The 18,151-nt window shown below is 65.2% G+C and carries 19 protein-coding genes; 13 read left to right on the top strand and 6 right to left on the bottom strand.

Going from position 1 to position 18,151, the window contains the following annotated elements:
• Positions 1-68: 68 nt before the first annotated feature.
• Entirely contained in the window at positions 69-476 is a 408-nt protein-coding gene (locus ON20_RS25120; RefSeq protein ID WP_040839222.1) for a MerR family transcriptional regulator, read from the bottom strand.
• Positions 477-539: 63 nt separating this feature from the next.
• Here ON20_RS25120 and ON20_RS25115 point away from each other — a divergent pair, with 63 nt between their 5' ends.
• From ON20_RS25115 to ON20_RS25105, 3 genes are all read left to right on the top strand, one after another.
• On the top strand, positions 540-1,436 hold the full coding sequence (locus ON20_RS25115; protein ID WP_051163270.1) for a polysaccharide deacetylase family protein: 897 nt from the start codon (positions 540-542) through the stop codon (positions 1,434-1,436).
• A gap of 25 nt (positions 1,437-1,461) precedes the next feature.
• Complete coding sequence (locus ON20_RS25110) at positions 1,462-2,061, top strand: DUF459 domain-containing protein (protein ID WP_051163268.1); 600 nt, start codon at positions 1,462-1,464, stop codon at positions 2,059-2,061.
• 98 nt (positions 2,062-2,159) lie between these two features.
• On the top strand, positions 2,160-2,942 hold the full coding sequence (locus tag ON20_RS25105; RefSeq protein ID WP_040839220.1) for a winged helix-turn-helix domain-containing protein: 783 nt from the start codon (positions 2,160-2,162) through the stop codon (positions 2,940-2,942).
• A gap of 47 nt (positions 2,943-2,989) precedes the next feature.
• Here ON20_RS25105 and ON20_RS25100 read toward each other — a convergent pair whose 3' ends face one another.
• Together ON20_RS25100 and ON20_RS25095 are read right to left on the bottom strand one after the other, a co-directional pair.
• Positions 2,990-4,237 (bottom strand): DUF5005 domain-containing protein, encoded by a 1,248-nt coding sequence (locus ON20_RS25100; RefSeq protein WP_157228983.1) that lies wholly within the window; start codon positions 4,235-4,237, stop codon positions 2,990-2,992.
• Between the two features lie 62 nt (positions 4,238-4,299).
• Positions 4,300-5,223, bottom strand: a complete 924-nt coding sequence (locus ON20_RS25095; protein WP_040839217.1) for a hypothetical protein — start codon at positions 5,221-5,223, stop codon at positions 4,300-4,302.
• A gap of 734 nt (positions 5,224-5,957) precedes the next feature.
• On the opposite strand from ON20_RS25095, the gene ON20_RS25090 reads away from it, so the two are divergent.
• The 5 genes from ON20_RS25090 to ON20_RS25070 all read left to right on the top strand — a co-directional run bounded on the left by ON20_RS25090 (position 5,958) and on the right by ON20_RS25070 (position 10,867).
• A complete protein-coding gene (locus ON20_RS25090; protein WP_051163264.1) occupies positions 5,958-6,785 on the top strand; it encodes a helix-turn-helix domain-containing protein in 828 nt (275 codons plus the stop codon).
• Positions 6,786-6,789: 4 nt separating this feature from the next.
• Positions 6,790-7,122 carry a DUF397 domain-containing protein gene (locus ON20_RS25085; protein ID WP_040839214.1) on the top strand — a complete coding sequence of 111 codons (333 nt, stop codon included), beginning with the start codon at positions 6,790-6,792 and terminating at the stop codon, positions 7,120-7,122.
• 461 nt (positions 7,123-7,583) lie between these two features.
• A complete protein-coding gene (locus ON20_RS25080; protein ID WP_245547470.1) occupies positions 7,584-8,594 on the top strand; it encodes a serine hydrolase domain-containing protein in 1,011 nt (336 codons plus the stop codon).
• Positions 8,595-9,290: 696 nt separating this feature from the next.
• On the top strand, positions 9,291-9,698 hold the full coding sequence (locus ON20_RS25075) for a YciI family protein (RefSeq protein WP_040839350.1): 408 nt from the start codon (positions 9,291-9,293) through the stop codon (positions 9,696-9,698).
• On the top strand, positions 9,698-10,867 hold the full coding sequence (locus tag ON20_RS25070; protein ID WP_040839212.1) for an RNA polymerase sigma factor: 1,170 nt from the start codon (positions 9,698-9,700) through the stop codon (positions 10,865-10,867). Before ON20_RS25075 ends, ON20_RS25070 begins: the two co-directional genes overlap by 1 nt.
• A 199-nt stretch (positions 10,868-11,066) precedes the next feature.
• Here the strand turns inward: ON20_RS25070 and ON20_RS25065 are convergent, their stop codons facing one another.
• On the bottom strand, positions 11,067-11,531 hold the full coding sequence (locus ON20_RS25065; protein ID WP_040839210.1) for an Hsp20/alpha crystallin family protein: 465 nt from the start codon (positions 11,529-11,531) through the stop codon (positions 11,067-11,069).
• Positions 11,532-11,765: 234 nt separating this feature from the next.
• Here ON20_RS25065 and ON20_RS25060 point away from each other — a divergent pair, with 234 nt between their 5' ends.
• Positions 11,766-12,719: a DUF5996 family protein gene (locus tag ON20_RS25060; RefSeq protein ID WP_040839348.1), complete on the top strand. Its 954-nt coding sequence runs from the start codon at positions 11,766-11,768 to the stop codon at positions 12,717-12,719.
• Positions 12,720-12,801: 82 nt separating this feature from the next.
• Here ON20_RS25060 and ON20_RS25055 read toward each other — a convergent pair whose 3' ends face one another.
• Both ON20_RS25055 and ON20_RS25050 read right to left on the bottom strand, forming a co-directional pair.
• Complete coding sequence (locus ON20_RS25055; protein ID WP_040839207.1) at positions 12,802-13,929, bottom strand: nitronate monooxygenase; 1,128 nt, start codon at positions 13,927-13,929, stop codon at positions 12,802-12,804.
• A gap of 198 nt (positions 13,930-14,127) precedes the next feature.
• Entirely contained in the window at positions 14,128-15,606 is a 1,479-nt protein-coding gene (locus ON20_RS25050) for a glycosyltransferase family protein (RefSeq protein ID WP_051163261.1), read from the bottom strand.
• A gap of 199 nt (positions 15,607-15,805) precedes the next feature.
• Between ON20_RS25050 and rpsF the strand changes: the two genes are divergently transcribed.
• The 4 genes from rpsF to rplI all read left to right on the top strand — a co-directional run bounded on the left by rpsF (position 15,806) and on the right by rplI (position 17,500).
• Positions 15,806-16,093: a 30S ribosomal protein S6 gene (gene rpsF, locus ON20_RS25045; RefSeq protein WP_040839205.1), complete on the top strand. Its 288-nt coding sequence runs from the start codon at positions 15,806-15,808 to the stop codon at positions 16,091-16,093.
• 94 nt (positions 16,094-16,187) lie between these two features.
• Complete coding sequence (locus tag ON20_RS25040) at positions 16,188-16,718, top strand: single-stranded DNA-binding protein (protein ID WP_040839202.1); 531 nt, start codon at positions 16,188-16,190, stop codon at positions 16,716-16,718.
• Between the two features lie 58 nt (positions 16,719-16,776).
• Positions 16,777-17,028, top strand: coding sequence for a 30S ribosomal protein S18 (gene rpsR, locus ON20_RS25035; protein ID WP_040839200.1), 252 nt, complete (start codon positions 16,777-16,779; stop codon positions 17,026-17,028).
• 19 nt (positions 17,029-17,047) lie between these two features.
• Complete coding sequence (gene rplI / locus ON20_RS25030) at positions 17,048-17,500, top strand: 50S ribosomal protein L9 (RefSeq protein WP_040839199.1); 453 nt, start codon at positions 17,048-17,050, stop codon at positions 17,498-17,500.
• Positions 17,501-18,151: the final 651 nt, after the last annotated feature.

Below are 18,151 nucleotides of genomic sequence, written 5' to 3'. Positions count from 1 at the left end.
CTCGTCGAGAATATCCAGGCGGCCGAGCGGGACGATACACACCGACACGCCGTCCCGGGTGCGCCCGATCATGGCCGGCGCATCGTGGGGCGGCTGTCGGCCGCGCGTTCTCCGTTGCCGTAGGCCCGCACGGCGTCGAGGTACTCGCCTATCGCGTCGCGGTTGCGTTCCAGGCAGCGAATGCGGTCGGTCATCCGGTCGCGTTCGTGCTCGAGCGTCGCGAGCATTTCCGGTGTCGCGTCCGGGAAGTAGATCGTGCACGGTTTGTCCAGGCAGGGCAGTATCTGCTTGATGATCCGGGTCGGTAGGCCGGCGTCGAGGAGTCCGCGGATCTGGATGACACGGTCCACGAAACGCTCGTCGTAGTCACGGTAGCCGTTCGGGCAGCGCCGCGCGAGGATCAGTCCCTGCTCTTCGTAGTACCGCAGCAATCGTCGGGATGTGCCGGTGCGTTCGGCCAACTCTCCGATCTTCATATGACCGATTTCACTCCCTCGTGCTTGACCTTCACATCTATGTGATGGTTCGAGGATAGCCGCATGCACAACGAACTCTTCGACTACAGCCCCATCGTCGACCGCGCGCCGATCCACTGGCCCGGCGGTGCCCGGGTGGCCTTCTATATCGGATTCAATATCGAGCACTTCCATCTCGATCGGCCCTCTACCAGTATCTATCCCGGAACCGCCGACCTCGTCCCGGATCCGCTGAACTACGGCTGGCGCGATTACGGTGCGCGGGTGGGTTTCTGGCGGGTGCTGGAAATACTGGACCGACACGGTATCCGGGCCAGTGCGCTGCTCAATTCCGAGGTGGGCGAGCGCTACCCGCGGATCGTGGAAGCCGGTCTGGAGCGGAACTGGGCATGGTTGGCGCACGGGCGCACCAATTCTGTCCTGCACACGGACCTGTCGGTCGAGGAAGAACGTGCCGTACTCACCGGTGTGGTCGACACCATCGAACGTGCGACCGGCACCCGACCCAGAGGCTGGATGGGACCCGGTCTCACCGAAACGCACAACACTCCGCGGCTGCTCGCCGACCTCGGACTGAACTATGTACTGGACTGGACCAACGACGACCAGCCCTATCCGCTGCGAGTCCCCGGCATGCTCGGCGTCCCGTACTCGGTTGAGCTGAACGACATCATGATGTTCGTCGGCGCCCGCATGTCCGGACCGGATTTCGTGCGTGTGCTGACCGATCAGCTCGACCAACTTTTCGCGGAATCGGCGCACAGCGGGCGCGTGATGGCATTGGCCCTGCATCCGTTCGTCATCGGTCAGGCATTCCGCGCCAAGTACCTGGACCAGGTCCTCGAGTACGTGGCGAACCACCCAGGGGTATGGCTCACCACCAGCGACGAGATAGCCGAACACTACGCGCGTGAGCTCGGTCTCGGCGCCGGCGAAGCCGCTACCCCCGCTCACAGGTGAGTGGACGGGCTGCGACCATCGGCGGGTGAGTCGTGATCTGCGCATCTGTTTCGTCGGTGATTCGTTCGTGGCCGGGGTCGGCGATCCCACCGCCCTCGGCTGGACCGGTCGTCTCGCGGCACACGCCGCCGCCGCGGGGCAGGAGCCGACCGTCTACAACCTCGGTGTCCGCCATCAGACCTCCACGGATATCGCCGACCGCTGGCGGGCCGAATGCGAGCCGCGGCTCCCCGCCGGGACCGACGCCCGGGTGGTGTTCTCGTTCGGAGTGAACGACACCATGGCCGAACACGGTCGGCCCAGGGTGGACTCGGACACCTCGGTCGCCCATCTCATCGATTTTCTCGATACGGCCCGCGGGCGCGGATGGCCGGCGCTGGTGGTCGCCCCGCCGCCGATCGACGATCCCGCACACAATCTCCGCACCGCGGAACTGGACGAACGTTTCGCCCGGGTCTGTGCGGCCGCCCGGGTTCCGTACGCCGCAACCCACCGGACGCTCGCCGGCGACGAGACGTGGTGTGCCGAGGTACGCGCCGGAGACGGTGCGCATCCGGCGGCACGAGGGTACGCGGTCTTCGCGGATTCGGTCCTGCTGGTATGGCGCGATTGGCTGGGTTATTGACCGTGTGCGGTCGTCCGTTCGCGTCACAATTCCCGCTATCTCCCGGCGAGTTTGCGAATAGACTGTCTGGGACGTAAACCCTGCAGAGAGGTGCAGCGATGGGGTCCCGCACGGTGGTCGCCGATGTTGCCGACGAGCTGGCACGCCGTGTGGCCGCCGGGGAGTATCGACCGGGCCGGTTGATGCCGTCCGTCCGTCAGGTGGCCGAGGAATTCGAGATGAACCGTGCCACCGCACAGCTCACTCTCGGACGGTTGGAATCCTATGGGTTCGTGGAGGCCCGGCGCGGCAAGGGGTTCACCATCCGCGATGTCCGGGCCTCCGGCGGGCTGGACGTGTATCGGCATCTGTTCCGGTTCTCGATCCCCACACCCGAGGTCGCAACCGAGATGTTCCGCGATATCGTCGAGGTCGAGCGCGGAATCGTCATGGACGCGCTGCTGTCGTATACCGGCGCCGCGCATATCGGCGCCTCCGGCGTCGTCGACCCGGCGGTGCTGAAGGTCGAGATAGACCTGCTGGACAAGCTCGCCCGTCAGGAATCCCCGGACCATCTGTGTATGCTCTCCACCGAGATCGGCCTGGTCCGCACCCTGCTCACCGCCTTGGGTTCCACCATGCAGCGGGCCATTCTGAATTCGATCGGCGAGATGGTGCTCGAGGTGCCGCAGGCGGTGGAGGCGTATTTCGCGGCCACCGCCGATCTACACGTTCTGGTATGGCGGGCGCTGGTGGCGGTGTGGGAAACCGAAACCGGGCCGTCGGAGGCGCAGGCGGCGTTGTTCGAGGACCTTTTCCGGGTGTACCACGAGAAAGTGGTCGCCCGCTTCGCGGAGTTGCTCGGCGACGGGACGGGTCAGGCGCCCATCGCCGGTATCTGATCGCCGTGTATTGCCCTCGAACACGTGGTACGGCGGGCACGCCGCGCTCACTCCTCGATATCGAACCTGACCTTGACGGCTTGCGGGCGGTATTTGGAGGTCGTGTCGAGAACACCTTCGACGCTTGCATTGAGATTGTAGGTGAGCGTCAACTCATTGCCGCGCCGCAGGTCGGGCTGCTCATGAGCGTTGTAGACGACGGTTTCGGGATCACCGTAGAAGCCGAGCGGACCGGATTCCGTGGCCCGATACAGGAGCGTGGGAGGACCGAACGGCCCGGTGGGTGAATCCGACAGATACCCCACGATGTCCGGGCTGTAAGGGACAGTGGTGTCCTGGGTTACCAGAAGGAAATTATTGTCGTTCAATCTAGAAACGCTGTATTCGTTGGCCACACCGGACATCAGTGGTGCCGAATCCGTCTCGTGGGGCGACCATCCGCCCTCACCGTCGAAAAACTGCCACGGTGTTCGCAGATCGTCCCCACCCACTCGCGCGACGTGCATGAATTTCTCGGCGCCTTCGTCCTGGACTCCGTAAACATATGTATGGTTGTCACGTTGGTCGAATTCCACCCACGATGCCCAATGCACTCCGGTTTCGGAGGGCATCGGTGTTACGTCCAACTGCCGCAGGTCGTGGGCGTCGAAACGGGCCAGCAGATTCTCCTGGAAGTCCAATTCCCCGCCCCCGCCCGGGATCAATGCCATCCGAAGGCGCTCGGCATCGAAATCTCCGCCGGTATCCACCACGCGGGCATCTCCGGTAAACCCCAGGAACATCACATCCAGGGTATCCCTGCTGGTGACATGGGAGCCACCGAGCCAATGGAACTGATTACCACGTGGCGGGAGAACCGCTCGGGTCTGACCGTCAGGGGTTGCGCCGAGGGCGGTTCGCATAGTGCCGTCCCGCTCGATGACGACGAAACTATTGCTTACGAACGGAGTGTCCCGAGCACGTGAACCATTCGCCTCGACACGTCCGAGAAACGTATCGGAGAACATAAAGACATGGCGGTCGTCGGGTAAGCGTCTCATATAGGTGCTGTCGGCCCCGGTCCAACCGCCGTCATCGGTGTACGCATATTTGGAGAGAAGCGTATTCAGATCGTGGTGGGGTGTGGACGAGACCATGCGCAGCCGCGGACCGCTCTCGATGAACGAGTTATTCGTGACCCCCCGGCCGTCGACCATTGCCCGACCGCCTTGGTGATCCATTTCTCCGAAAAGGTTGGCATTCCCTCGCAAGGTATACGAAAAATTGTCGTATTCAGATTTGAAAACAGCTGCCATATCCTTTATGGGAGGAATGGTTTTCTCAATTACATTCTGCCACAATACATTCCAAGTATCCATCAACAGATTTTTTCACGGAAGGAACGAACAGGAGAGGCAATGCCGATTTCGGAGCGCGTGGCATCGAACCGGAGAACGAGGAACCGCTTGCCCAACTCCAGGCCATCGGCCATGACCGGTTCGGATTGATACGTCCGAGCGTGCAGGTAGTGGCCTGGGCGCGACGGTGAGGAGCGCCGACGTCGCGCGGTGACCGGTTCGTGGGCTACTCGGCGTTCGAAAGCCCGTACACCGGTGTGAAAGAGCGTGATCCACGCTACAAGGACGAATGCCGAGGCAACGACGGTTCCCATCATCGGCGCCACCCGCCCCGCGTTATCATCGACGGAATCGCACGGTATGCGGAGGCACGCGCTTGCCGCCGGTGCGGCCGTCGTATGACGAGCCTCGGTTCGCACTGCCGGAACACGGGCTCTGTGATGACGATTTCGGTCACCGTATCGGCCCTTCGCCCAAGGCGCGGTAGAGGCCGGCGACGACCTCGGGAAGCGCGGGTGGCCTGCGAGGTGTGGGCGGGTGATCCACACCCGGCGCGGGTCACCCGGAGTGGGAAGTATGACCCGCAGCTCCATCCACACCTCGACCCGGCTGAGGTACAGAATCGCATCCGTGTGGTAGTCGTCGGGGTCCTCCGGATCGGCGGAGGTGAGGAAAAGCCAGGTTCGGCATCGCCGGCACGCGCAGTCGGTCCGGGCGTGGGAGATCACCGGGATATCGGACTTCCCGAGGCGGCGTAGTTCGGTACGCATATCGCGACCGAGGTCGTTCGGCATGCCGACAACCCGCAGGCCCGAGGCGAGCCCGGCGTCGAGGACGATCACGGAGAGATCGGGTTCGATCACGGCGGCGAGTCCGAACTGTTGTTCGTAGACGTCTCGTCGCTGCCGTACGAGTGGCGCGGTGTCCGCGAGGGTGGTGCCCATAGCGTTTCGTAGTCCAATCGTCGAAATTGGTGAGGGGATGGTGCGGGGCGGTCGTCGACCGCGAATACCTTGATGTCCGGGTGGTGTCGGCGGTCCCAATCGGCGAGAAATGCCTGTGTCGCTGTGAGACAGGCCCACCGGTCGAAAACCAGTCGGTGTTCCCCGCGCTCGTAGACGATCCGGATATGAATATCGGGCTCGTCGGGGCGCGGACTGGCCGGTATCACGGCTCCTTCAGCGGCGGGCCGGGAAGTATCTGCGAGCCGCAGGCGCCAGGGGATGCTCCATGGTGGTGCAGGGCGGTTGTGCTGATGATCGAGCGAGGCGGGTACGAGCCAAAAAGCCAATGACCGGAGAGAGCGGCGACCGCTTCGCCTGCCGGTATGACGGCGGCGGTTTGTTTTGTGGTGAGAATTCGGCCGTGGAGGTAGGAGGCCTCCCGGTCGTCGTTCCCCACTTTCGACCCTGTGCACGGTCCCGTCGCCGGCTGTTGGCGACAGGCCGCAGGTGTACCTCGCCATCGGTTCCCCGATCTTTCCGAAGGTAACGACTGCCTCTAGTGATTCTGCTAGTAAGTAGCCTGCGTCACACTGTGAAGAATAAATTACTTGATTCAAGTATGAAATACGTAGCAGAGGATGATTGGTAGGCGGTTGTTGTACTGTGGTTGCCGCCCCGTCCAAGGAAGGACCGCGATGGTACGGACGTCCCCCACCGTTGCCGGGTGGGAACTCATGCTGCGTATACGTGCGCGACGCGACGAGCGCGGCGTGAACTCGAAGGCCGTCACACAGACCCTGGGCATCTCACCCCAGTACTGGTCGCAACTGGTCAAAGGCAAAGGTGTGCTCGCCGAGGACAAGCTCCAGGTCTTGATGGAGTTGCTCGAGTTCGAGCCGGATGAACAGAGTGAGCTGCTCGCCCTACGCTCGGTCGCCAAGAGCAGGGGCTGGTGGTCGGCGTATTCGGCGCTATTCGACGACGAGTTGCTGCGCTACTACGGCCTCGAAGAAGGGGCGCAGAGTATCCGAAGCGTCGAGGGAGGCGTGATCCCCGGACTGCTCCAATCCGAGGACTACATACGCGCGCTCATGTCCTCGATCGTGTCCACCGGCCGACCTACCGAGGCCGAACAGCGCGTTCGAGCGAGGTTGCGCCGCCAACGGCGTCTATCGGGAGAGGACCCTCTGCGTTTGTCGGTGGTGATGGGACAGAGCGCGCTGCTTCAACAGGTTGGAGGGCCGGACGTCCAACGCGACCAACTACGGCATCTGCTCGACTTGATCGATCAGCACCCTGAGAACCTGACCTTGCGTGTCGTTCCTTTTGATGCACGCGGATCCGTCGCTGGTCTCAACGCGGCAACTTTTCACCTTCTCGACTTCGGAAATTCCCGGCTCCCCGTTCTCGGATGGCTCGAAACGGCCATCTATGGGCAGATTGTCGAAGACTCGAAGCAGGTCGAGGCGCTCGACTATCTATATAACCAATTCACCAGCGTCGCGATGAGCCGCGAGGGGTCGGTAAGCCTGATCAAGCAAACGATCAGTACGTTAGGATGACGCTGTGAGGCCTCTTTGGTTCAAGTCGACTTTCAGCGGTTCCGACAAAACCTGTGTGGAGGTCTCCCACTGTGACGGCGCCGTGCTCATCCGAGACAGCAAATACACCGGTGCTGCTGCTGAGCAGCCGATCATCTCCGTTCCGGCTGTGCAGTGGCCGGCCGTTCTCGAACTCGTCCTGAGCGCCGATTCTGGCGATATCGCGGGCACATCCATCACAGTTCGCGCCGACGGCACCGCCTCGCTCACCCGCGAAGGCATGACGCTGGACTACACCGTTGCCGAGTGGGACGCCTTCATGAAAGGCGTCGCGGACGGGCAGTTCACGCGGCTCTGACGATCGGCTCCCAACAGCCTGTAGGGTCTCAAAACTCGTGTCGGAATCTCAGAATGGTTGACGGCGATGTGGCGGATCCGCCACAGTTTCGAGATTTCGCTCCTTCTGTGGGCCGATCGGTGGATATCTTCGCCAGTTGGCGAGGGTGAGTACGCCGGGGTCTCGGCGGTTGGTCGGCGTCGATGCTGTCGAGGCGGATGGCGACAATGACCCCACCACCCGCAGTCGCTGTGTGCCATCGCGGGGCGTTGATAACCCGCAGGCCGATCCGACCCGGTACTCCGGTCTGTGACGTGGTGCAATACTGCAATCCGATGTGTTCGCGGGGCTTGTAACCCTACTGTCGGATCATGGGTATACGAGCCTTCGTTCTCCCGATCTGCACGGCCGCGGTGGTCCTATCTGCCTGCATGACGAGCTCGGTCGAGCCCGCCCCCGTACCCTCCGTTGCCGCTGCCCGCGTGGACAGAGTGCAAGGCGACCTCGACGCGGTGGTCCGCTCGGGTGCTGTCGGGGCCATTGCCACGCTCACCGAGAACGGCGCGACCGCCGTCGTCATCTCCGGCCTCGCCGATATCGCCGCAGGGACCCCGATCCCTGCCGATCTTCCTCAGCATGTCCGGGTCGGTAGTATCACCAAGGCTTTCACCGCCGCGATTGTGCTGCAACTGGTCGCCGAACGCAGGATCGACCTTGACCGGTCGATCGACACGTATCTGCCCGGTCTGCTCACCGGTGACGGGGTGGACGGGCACGCCCTCACCGTCCGCAAGATCCTGGGCCATCGAAGCGGACTGCCCGAACTCCCGGAGATGAACGAGTACGAGGCGGCACAGGACGGCCGCACCTACACCCCCGCACAGGAGATCGCAGCCGCCTTGCGGCATCCCGCGCAGTTCGCCCCCGGCACCCGATTCGAATACACCAACACCAACTACATCGTCGCCGGCATGCTGATCGAGGCGGTGACCGGACACCGCTACACCGATGAACTGCGCGACCGCATTCTCACTCCGCTGGCACTGCGGGACACCTACCTGCCGGCCACCGGAGAAACCGGTCTGCGCGACCCGCATCCGACCGGCTACGCCACCGTCGACGGCACCGTTACCGACGAGACGCGGGTGGAGCCGTCGCTGCCGTGGGCGGCCGGCGCGCTGGTCAGCACCGGCGCCGACCTGAACCGGTTCTTCCTCGCGCTGACGGCCGGTCAGGTGGTGCCGCGGACCCAACTGCAGCAGATGCTCGACGGGATCGACATGGGCCACGGTGACGGCATGTCCTACGGGCTCGGCATTGCGTACACCCAGCTACCGTGCGGCCTGCAATATGTCGGCCACGTCGGTAGCATCCACGGCTTTTCCGCCATCTCCGGCGCCACCGCGGCCGGGCTCGCGGTCACCTTCTCCTATACCGGTACACCCTCCACCGTGGATATCCGCAACTTGCTCACCCACGCACTGTGTGGGTGAACAACCCGGCCTGTCCATCTACCCCACCCGGCCGGCGGCACCGCGATGCATGCTGTGCCTCGCCGAACGACTCCTCGACACCGGACACGACACCACTCATCGGGCCGGCCGGCTCCGGTCCGAACCGCCTACCACACAAGCTGGATATCGTTGGCACGAGCGAGCCGGCCGGGGGCGGGAAGCGTCCCGGGGAAGTCGGCTGTGGCCGCTGACGCGGCAGCAGGCGGATTCGGGCTGACAAGCAACGCGGCGGCGCGGTTCGTGGGGCGGGAGGTCATAGCCACGGCGAGGCGTAAGGAAGTACCGCCGAATTGAGACGGGCAACGCCCGCCACGGCGTGAGACGAACCGGAAACGGCCAGGTCGGTCAGCTGGGGGCCGCCAGGACTTTGAGACCCTATACAGCCGTTCCGATCGTATTGCAGGGCCGAGGCGACCACCATGGGCCGCAGCGGGAGTCGAGCTCTCAATTGCCATGTGACCGGACTGCATTGGAGCGATCGCCGAAGAGTCACTATTAGCCGGTGACACTCAGGAGACGAGTATGATGTCGGCCGCCCGCTCATGCGCCGCCGCCGAATGAGCAGGCCCTCCGAAAGGCGCGGAAAATTTCGACGGCGGATGTCGAGAATGTTGTGACGGCTCCGTCCCAGGGATGACGACCAACCAGGGTCGCGAGTCCCGAAGGGAGAATGTCATGGCCAAGTACCTGCTCCTCAAGCATTACCGAGGTGCCCCGGCGGCCGTCAACGATGTGCCGATGGACCGGTGGACACCTGCCGAGATCGAGGCGCACATGCAGTACATGAACGACTTCGCGGCCCGCCTGGAACGCAGCGGCGAGTTCGTCGATGGTCAGGCCCTGGCGCCGGAGGGCACCTGGGTCCGCTACGACGGTGAGGGCAAACCTCCCGTGACCGACGGCCCGTTCGCGGAGACCAAGGATCTGATCGCGGGCTGGATGGTCATCGACGTCGACTCCTACGAACGCGCCGTCGAATTGGCCGGCGAGTTGTCCGCGGCGCCCGGCGCGGGCGGCCGGCCGATCCACGAGTGGCTCGAGGTTCGGCCGTTTCTGACCGCCTCGCCGACCATCACCGAATGATGGCCGCCGACGCGCTGGACGAGGGCCGGCTGCGGGATCTGATCCCCGGTGTCCTGGCGGCCCTCGTCCACCGCGGGGCGGACTTCGCGACCGCCGAGGACGCCGTCCAGGACGCCCTGGTCCGGGCTGTCGAGACGTGGCCGAGCCGGCGCCCCGACGATCCCAAGGGCTGGTTGATCACCACGGCGTGGCGTCGCTTCGTCGATCTCGCCCGGTCCGATACCGCCCGGCGCCGCCGCGAGCTTCAGGTCTTCGACGAGCCGCCGCCCGGACCGGCCGCTTCCGTGGACGACACGCTGCGACTCTACTTTCTGTGCGCGCATCCGAGCCTGACCCCCGCGTCGGCCGTCGCCCTGACGCTGCGGGCCGTCGGCGGCCTCACCACCCGCCAGATCGCGCAGGCGTATCTCGTGCCCGAAGCGACGATGGCCCAGCGGATCAGCCGCGCCAAACGCACCGTGAGCACTGTCGGGTTGGAGCGTCCCGGCAACCCGCGCACTGTGCTTCGGGTGCTGTATCTGGTGTTCAACGAGGGGTACAGCGGCGATGTCGACCTCGCCGCGGAGGCGATCCGGTTGGCCCGGCAGTTGGCCGCGTCCACCGACGACGCGGAGGTCGCGGGACTGCTCGCCCTGTTCCTGCTCCACCACGCGAGGCGCCCGGCCCGGATGCGTGCCGACGGCAGCCTCGTGCCGTTGGCCGATCAGGACCGCGGTCTGTGGCGGCGTGACCTGATCGCCGAGGGTGTGGCCGTGCTCCAGGCCGCGCTGGCCCGTGACCGGCTCGGGGAGTACCAGGCCCAGGCCGCGATCGCCGCCCTGCACGCCGACGCGCAGACGGCCTGCGAGACCGATTGGGTGCAGATCGTCGAGTGGTACGACGAGCTGGTCCGCCTCACCGACAGCCCGGTTGTGCGACTCAATCGCGCCGTCGCCGTCGGTGAGGCGGACGGGCCTCGAGCGGGACTCGCCGCGCTCGCCGGACTCGACCCGACGCTCCCGCGGTACACCGCGTCGGCCGCCTATCTTCACGAGCGGGCCGGTGACGTCGCCACGGCGGTGCGGCTCTACGTGGCGGCCGCCGCACAGGCGCACAACCTCGCCGAGCGCAATCACCTCACGCTGCGGGCGGCCACCCTCCGGCACCGCCTCTCGGCCGAGGGTGGTTGAGCGCCCTCGGCCTGGGAGCGTCCTTACTTCGACGTGGCGGTCAAGCGCTGGGAAACGGTTCGGGGTCGGCTCCTGCGGATTGCCGGCAGTAAGGATGCGGGGCCGACGGTTTCGGCGGTAACGCCGGTGCTACCCGGGAACGGCGAGGCGACGACCGGATGTCGTCGCCTGCCCGGTGATGCGACGAATCGGACGGTGCCTATTTCGAGCCGGTGCCTATTTCGATTCGACGCGATTTGGCCTTTTCGGCCTTCGGTACCCGAACGTGGAGGACCCCCTCGGACAAGGAGGCCTCGATTTTGTCCATATCGACGTTCTGCGGCAGGTTCACCCGGTAGTCGAAGCGTCCGGTGTGTCGGGACCGCTGACGGATCTCCTTGCCCTCGGAATCGTCCTTCATCTCACCGTGGATGTGCAGCTCCTGACCGGATACATCAACGTCCACATTCTCGCGGGCCACGCCTGGCAGGTCGGCGTCCACCAGGTAGTCGTTCTCGGTTTCCGACAGGTCCGCCAGTGGTGTCCAGCTACCGGCGGGGGTATCGGCGGAGCGACCGAAATAGTCGTCCATCCACCGACCGAGCCGGCCGTACAGGTCGTCGAATTCGCGGAACGGATCCCATCGGCCCAGGCTGTAGGAGGAACGGCGAGCAGGCAGTGTCATAGCGTGCTTCCTTCCTGACGATGTGGTTCACGCGGCGGGCCGAGCCCCGCCACCGCCGACGTTCCCCGTGCCGGCCGTATCAAACTCGAACCGACGGCCACCGCGACACGGCGTGTCGTCGTCGGTGCGGCGGGTGAGGAACCGGGCCGGCCACCCCGGCACGGGATCACCGACGTGGGACAACGCCGAGCCGGTTACCGCGTTCGCGGCGATCGTGCGCGTACCTTCGTCGGTATGTCCGCTGCCGAACCGTTACCCGCCATACCGCTGGAGTCGTGGCGACCCGCGAAGGAGACACTGCACCGGTTCACTCAGATCGTCGGCAAGATCGCTTTGGCGAAGGGAATCCGGCGCAACCACTGGTGGCATATGACCTACCGGCTCACCGCCCGGGGCTGGACCACGAAACCGCTGGGCAATGCTCGCGGTGGCCCGGTGTTCACCTGCGCGTTCGATGTGTTCGACGAAGTGTTACGGATCGCGACCACCCGAGGCGAGCAGGTCGAGGTGGGGTTGGTCGGGCAGTCGGTCGGCTCTTTCTACCGCGAGGTGATGTCCGCGTTGGCCGGGCTCGGCATCGAGGTCGCCCTGCGCAACCCGTATCCGTTCGACCTGCCCGACTCCGCCCGGCCATTCGCCGACGACACCGAACACGCCCACTACGAACCCGACCAGGTGCGGCACGCCTTCGCCGTGCTCAGCCGCGTGGCGCTGATCCTGGAGGAGTTCAGCGCCGGGTACTCCGGCAAGGTCAGCCCGGTGCACTTGTTCTGGCACACCTTCGATCTGGCCGTGCAGCGCTTCTCCAACCGCAAGATCGATATGCCGCCCACCGTGGATTCGGTGACCCGGGAAGCCTATTCACGCGAGATGATCAGCGCGGGCTTCTGGTTCGGCGACGACAAGGTGCCCGAGCCCACGTTCTATTCGTATACCGCGCCCGAACCGGAAGGACTCGCCCGGCGTCCGCTGCGACCGGCGGGTGCGCACTGGGTGGAATCGGGGTCCGCGCATTCCGCCTATTACGCCTATGACGAGGCGCGACGTACCGGAAACCCGGTCGAGGCCGCCCTGGAGTTCTTCCGGAGCGCCTATGCCAACGGTTCGGAACTCGCGGGCTGGGACGCCGGCGCGCTGGCCTGCCCGGGCGGTATCACCGATCCGGTCCTGGGCGCGCCGGATACCTGACGGCCACGCGGTTCGGTGGTTCCCACCCGGGTGTGACGGGTAGGGCGGCACCGACTGTGCGGTGCCGCCCTACCGGACGTTCTCAGGCGTTGCCGTTGAGCTTGTTCAGCCGCTCGCAGGCCTCCACATACTGCTCGATGAGCCGGTTGATCACATCGGCGGAGCGTTCCACCTTGGTCATCATGCCCACCACCTGGCCGACCGGGTTGAAATTCACGTCCTTGGCGGCCTCCGGATAGCGATGGCCGCGCTTCACGCCGTCCAGCGCCACCATCATCTGCAGCGGCATGGGCAGCGGATCCGGGGTGTCCGGGCGCTCCCACGCCTCGGTCCAGTCGTTGCGCAGCATGCGGGCGGGTTTGCCGGTCCATGCTCGCGAACGGACGGTGTCGTGACTGGTGGCGTCGATGTAGGTCTGCATCTGCGCGGGCGGGACGTTCGCCTCTTCCACCGTCAGCCAGATCGATCCGGTCCAGGCGCCCGCGGCGCCCATCGCCATCGCCGCCGCGACCTGGCGGCCGTCGGCGATACCGCCGGCCGCGAGCACCGGCAGGTCGCCGACCGCGTCGATCACCTGCGGCCACAACACCATGGAGGAGACCTCGCCGCAGTGGCCGCCGCCCTCGGTTCCCTGGCAGACCGCGAAGTCCAGGCCCGCGGCCTTGTGGTTGAGCGCGTGCTTCACCGAACCACACAGCGCGCCGATCAGCCGGCCCGAGTTCTGGACCTGCTTCACCACATCCTCCGGCGGGGTGCCCAGCGCGTTGGCCACCAGCTTGGCCTTCGGGTGCTTCAGGATCACCTCGACCTGCGGGCCCGCGGTGGTGGAAGTCCAGCCGAGCAACTGCGGGTGCACCTCGTCGGCCGGCAGTTCCGGCACACCGTGGTCGGCGAGCAGTTTTGCCGCGAACTCGCGGTGCCCGTCCGGGACATGCTTGACCAGCTCGGCCTCGAGCTGTTCCGGACTCAGTCCCTCGATACCCTTGCCCTCGTACTTGGACGGGATCACCAGGTCCACACCGTAAGGGCGGTCGCCCACATGCTCGTCCAGCCAGGCCAGCTCGACCTCGAGCTGTTCCGCGGTGAACCCGACCGCACCGAGCACGCCGAGACCGCCGGCATTGCTGACCGCGGCCGCCACATCGCGGCAGTGGGTGAAGGCGAAGATGGGGAACTCGATCCCCAGCCGATCGCAGATTTCGGTACGCATGGCGGTGGTGCTCTCCCTATGCCTGGAACGGGTTACATAATTGCCGCGCGGCACACCCTGCGGCCGTCGCCACCCGTGTTCTCGAATACACCGAACACCGCGTATATCGGCAGGTGGGTGGGACGGCGTCGTCGAGCCGCACCGATGTCATGCTTTGAATGTAACACGTTCTAGTTTTCTTGGGGGGCGGTGTGCCGGTCAGGTGGCCGGCACCGGTTCCGCGAGCACGCGTGGCACACGGTCGTCGATGGTCCGCCGACGCATGGGCACCCGCAGGAAGACGAAGAACAACACCACCAGCAGGCCGGCCCGCCCCCACACCCCGAACCGCACAACCGCCTCCATCACCTCGACCGAGTGTCCGGTACCGAGTGCATGGAAATAACGGAACACACCCACCCCGATGGCGATATCGGCCACCAGATACGAACCGACCACCGACCACGGCACTTCGAGCAGGATCACGAAGGGCAGCAGCCACAGCGTGTACTGCGGTGAATGCACCTTGTGGAACAACAGGAACCCACACAGCATCGCGCCGCTGACCCCGAGCCACGGATACACCCCCGACCCGGTGTACCGCGACCACCCCAACCACAGCGCCAGAGCGAACGCCGCCAGCACCAGAATCGGCGAGACGATCGACACCGTGTTCTGGAACGCCCACGTACCCACCGCGTCCGGGCCGAACACCCGCCGCAGCCCCCAGTACCAGATCGAATTGGTGGTGATATCGGCCTGTCGTTGCATCTGGAACTCGATGGAAGCGCGCCAACCGTCGTACCCACCCAACGCGAACGGCAGGTTGACCAGCAGTACCGTCCCCGCCGCGACGGCACCGGTCGACAGCGCACCGCGGACATCGAAACGGCGGCCGAGAGTCGGCGCCGGAGGAGATGGCGCGGCGTGACCACGCAGGCGTAGCGAAGTCGCCCATCCGACACGGATACCGTCGGACGCGACCCCCTCGCGTCGGGTCGTGGCCGGGCGCTCGTCCCCGCCGGTGAGCACGTACAGCATCAGCGGGAGTACGAAGATCGCGGGATACAACTTGAGGCAGAAGCCCAGCCCGAGCAGCGCCGCGGCCAGCATGCCCCGCGTGCGCAGCGACAGCCGGGGCAGCATCACCATGACGTAGACCGCCCCCACCATGGTGCACACCACGGGCAGCTCCCAGTTGTGGAAGGCATAGAGCACCAGCGGCGGACCGACCGCCCACAACAGCGCGGCCCGCCCGGCCAGTCGAACCAGCAACCAGGCGATGAGGAGCGCGAACGGCGCCAGCAGCAGTGCCGAGTACCAGAGGAATTGCGCGTCGTTGTCGGCCCGCAGCGCTCCCAGCCACATCAGCAGACCGCTGAGCACCGGATACTCCACCGCTCCGCCGACCAGGGCGCCGTCCGGGGTGATTCCGCCATGTATATAGGGGAATACATGCCGATCGATATCACGGCCGAGCCACAGGAACTGGATATCGGAATAGCAGACCGACGAATCCTTGACCAGGTCGAATACCATGCTGCGGCCGTCCGGGAAGAACGGCGCGCCGGCACAGCGCGCCTTGTTCAGGAAGGCCATCATCACGGTGAGACCACACAGCAGCAGTACCGCCGCGGTGGCCATCGTGCGGTTCGCGCGACCGGCAGCGAGCTCGACGGCTGCGGGTCGTTGGGGCATGACCCCAACCCTAGGACGCCGAGCCCACCGGCGCCCGATCACGATCGCCACCGCCGGCGAAGCGGGGTAGGCCGCATATCGGAAAGATCGATTTCGCAGCTCAGTACCCGCTCAGGTACTCTTGCCCGGTTGCTGACGCGACGACCTCCTGCCACGGACCGTCCGTGGCCGTTCTCAGCCCATAGGAGGTGATTGGTTCGTGCGTCATTACGAAGTGATGGTCATCCTCGATCCGAACCTGGACGAGCGCACCGTCGGACCGTCTCTGGAGAACATGCTCAGCGTGGTCCGCGAAGACGGCGGCAAGATCGACAAGGTCGATATCTGGGGCCGCAAGCGTCTCGCCTACGAGATCCGCAAACAGGCCGAGGGCATCTACGCGGTGATCGACCTGACCGCCGAGCCCGCCACGGTAAACGAACTCGACCGCCAGCTGGGGCTCAACGAGTCGGTGCTGCGCACCAAGGTTCTGCGCCAAGAAAAGTAGTTCGCGCGCATCCCCGATTTGCGTCGGTGCCTGTCTCTAGGCTCTAGCGCAACAGGCGAGTGCACCCGGACTGCACACCGAGCAGGAGGAACCCATGGCAGCAGGCGACACGGTCATCACCGTCATCGGCAATTTGACGGCCGACCCCGAGCTTCGATTCACGCCCGCGGGACAGGCGGTGGCGAATTTCACCGTCGCTTCCACTCCCCGGATTTTCGACCGTAATACCAATGAATGGAAAGACGGCGAAGCGCTGTTTCTGCGCTGCAATATCTGGCGCGAAGCCGCGGAAAACGTCGCCGAGAGCCTGACCCGGGGTTCCCGCGTGATCGTCAGCGGTCGGCTGCGGCAGCGCTCCTACGAAACCCGAGAGGGCGAGAAGCGCACCGTGGTCGAACTGGAGGTCGACGAGGTCGGTCCCTCGCTGCGGTACGCCACGGCCAAGGTCAACAAAACCAGCCGCGGCGGTGGCGGCGGCGGATTCGGCTCTGGCGGTGGTGGCAACCACAACGCAGGCAGCGGTGGCGGGCGTTCCGGCCAGGGGGCCTCGGACGACCCGTGGGGCAGCGCGCCCGCGGCAGGCTCCTTCGCGGGCGGCCGCATGGATGACGAACCGCCGTTCTAGAGGACGGCCCACTCGAGGTCCGCGACGACGGACCACCAAGAATACGGAGTGAAACACGATGGCCAAGGCACCTGCGCGCGAAAAGGTGCTCAAGAAGAAGGCTTGTACTTTCTGCAAGGAGAGCAAGTCCGGACTCGTCAAGATCGATTACAAGGACACGCCGCTGCTGCGTAAATATGTCAGCGAACGCGGCAAGATCCGTGCCCGCCGGGTGACCGGCAACTGTGTGCAGCACCAGCGTGATATCGCGATCGCCGTGAAGAACTCACGGGAGATGGCGCTGCTGCCCTACGTTTCGACGGCGCGCTGAGAAAGGGTCGGTCAATCATATGAAGCTCATCCTGACTGCTGATGTGGACAACCTCGGCGCGCCCGGCGATACGGTCGAGGTCAAGGACGGTTACGGCCGCAACTATCTGCTGCCGCGTGGTCTGGCGATCGTCGCCAGCCGCGGTGCGCAGAAGCAGGTCGAGGGAATCCGGCGGGCCCAGGAGGCCCGGCGGGTGCGCGATCTCGACCACGCCAACGAGTTGAAGCAGGCCATCGAGGCCTTGGAGTCGGTCTCGCTGTCGGTGAAGACCGCCGGCACGGGCAAGCTGTTCGGCTCGGTGACCCAGGCGGATGTGGCCGCCGCCGTCAAGTCGGCGGGCGGGCCGGTGCTGGACAAGCGCAGCATCGAACTGCCGAAGTCGCATATCAAGTCCACGGGCAAGCACCAGGTGAACATCCACCTGCACCCGGACGTCGTCGCCCGGTTGTCCCTCGAGGTCGTCGCCGGCTGAGCCGGCCACGGCGTCCACGTCGAGTTCGAACGGTCCGCGCCGGAGTCCACTCGAGTCCGCACGTGGGTGGACTCCGGCTCCCCGGTTGTGTCCAGCCGGGTTAACCGTCCATTAGCCATAGCCGTTCGGCATAGCGCGACGGTCGAGGGTTCGGCGGCTTGTCTCAGCGTCCGCCGGATTTATCCACAGGTGTGCACCCTGTGACTCGCCAACGAAACCGACTGTCCGTAGTGTGATCCAGTTCATATCAGATCTACGGTGTGTTAACTCAACACGCCCGAGTATTCAACTGGACCGACACGCCGAGGCTTGGTTTATCCACACCTGTGCGCAGAAGAAAATAGCGAACTAGCTGCGGCTTTGTCGTGGCTTATCCCTGTTTTCCCCAAGTTCCCCACAGGGGGGTGCACAAGGTTTGGTTAACATTCCACAGGTTATCCACAGCTCTGTGCACAGGGGGGTTTGGTATGTGGATGGCGAGTCGCCTAGGTTCATCGCAGCACCCTCCGGCCGCCGTGCGAAACGCCGCGCCCGCAGCGGTATCGGGGCGGTAGCCGGCCCCTCCTGGGGGCGGTGGCCGACGCCACAGGCTCGCGGGTACCGGTGCGCCGAACCTGTCGTACCCGCGGAGTAGAACGAGACGGCAACGGG

It is taken from the genome of Nocardia brevicatena NBRC 12119 (assembly GCF_000308495.1).
Classification (GTDB): Bacteria; Actinomycetota; Actinomycetes; order Mycobacteriales; family Mycobacteriaceae; genus Nocardia; species Nocardia brevicatena.
This window is presented reverse-complemented; position numbering and strand designations above follow the sequence as displayed.

What these genes read in the sequence shown, in the direction of transcription:
- ON20_RS25120 (WP_040839222.1), bottom strand. Translation starts at nt 476, where the DNA reads ATGAAGATCGGAGAGTTGGCCGAACGCACCGGCACATCCCGACGATTG.
- ON20_RS25115 (WP_051163270.1), top strand. Translation starts at nt 540, where the DNA reads ATGCACAACGAACTCTTCGACTACAGCCCCATCGTCGACCGCGCGCCG.
- ON20_RS25105 (WP_040839220.1), top strand. Translation starts at nt 2,160, where the DNA reads ATGGGGTCCCGCACGGTGGTCGCCGATGTTGCCGACGAGCTGGCACGC.
- ON20_RS25100 (WP_157228983.1), bottom strand. Translation starts at nt 4,237, where the DNA reads ATGGCAGCTGTTTTCAAATCTGAATACGACAATTTTTCGTATACCTTG.
- ON20_RS25095 (WP_040839217.1), bottom strand. Translation starts at nt 5,223, where the DNA reads ATGGGCACCACCCTCGCGGACACCGCGCCACTCGTACGGCAGCGACGA.
- ON20_RS25090 (WP_051163264.1), top strand. Translation starts at nt 5,958, where the DNA reads ATGCTGCGTATACGTGCGCGACGCGACGAGCGCGGCGTGAACTCGAAG.
- ON20_RS25075 (WP_040839350.1), top strand. Translation starts at nt 9,291, where the DNA reads ATGGCCAAGTACCTGCTCCTCAAGCATTACCGAGGTGCCCCGGCGGCC.
- ON20_RS25070 (WP_040839212.1), top strand. Translation starts at nt 9,698, where the DNA reads ATGGCCGCCGACGCGCTGGACGAGGGCCGGCTGCGGGATCTGATCCCC.
- ON20_RS25065 (WP_040839210.1), bottom strand. Translation starts at nt 11,531, where the DNA reads ATGACACTGCCTGCTCGCCGTTCCTCCTACAGCCTGGGCCGATGGGAT.
- ON20_RS25060 (WP_040839348.1), top strand. Translation starts at nt 11,766, where the DNA reads ATGTCCGCTGCCGAACCGTTACCCGCCATACCGCTGGAGTCGTGGCGA.
- ON20_RS25055 (WP_040839207.1), bottom strand. Translation starts at nt 13,929, where the DNA reads ATGCGTACCGAAATCTGCGATCGGCTGGGGATCGAGTTCCCCATCTTC.
- ON20_RS25050 (WP_051163261.1), bottom strand. Translation starts at nt 15,606, where the DNA reads ATGCCCCAACGACCCGCAGCCGTCGAGCTCGCTGCCGGTCGCGCGAAC.
- ON20_RS25040 (WP_040839202.1), top strand. Translation starts at nt 16,188, where the DNA reads ATGGCAGCAGGCGACACGGTCATCACCGTCATCGGCAATTTGACGGCC.
- rpsR (WP_040839200.1), top strand. Translation starts at nt 16,777, where the DNA reads ATGGCCAAGGCACCTGCGCGCGAAAAGGTGCTCAAGAAGAAGGCTTGT.
- rplI (WP_040839199.1), top strand. Translation starts at nt 17,048, where the DNA reads ATGAAGCTCATCCTGACTGCTGATGTGGACAACCTCGGCGCGCCCGGC.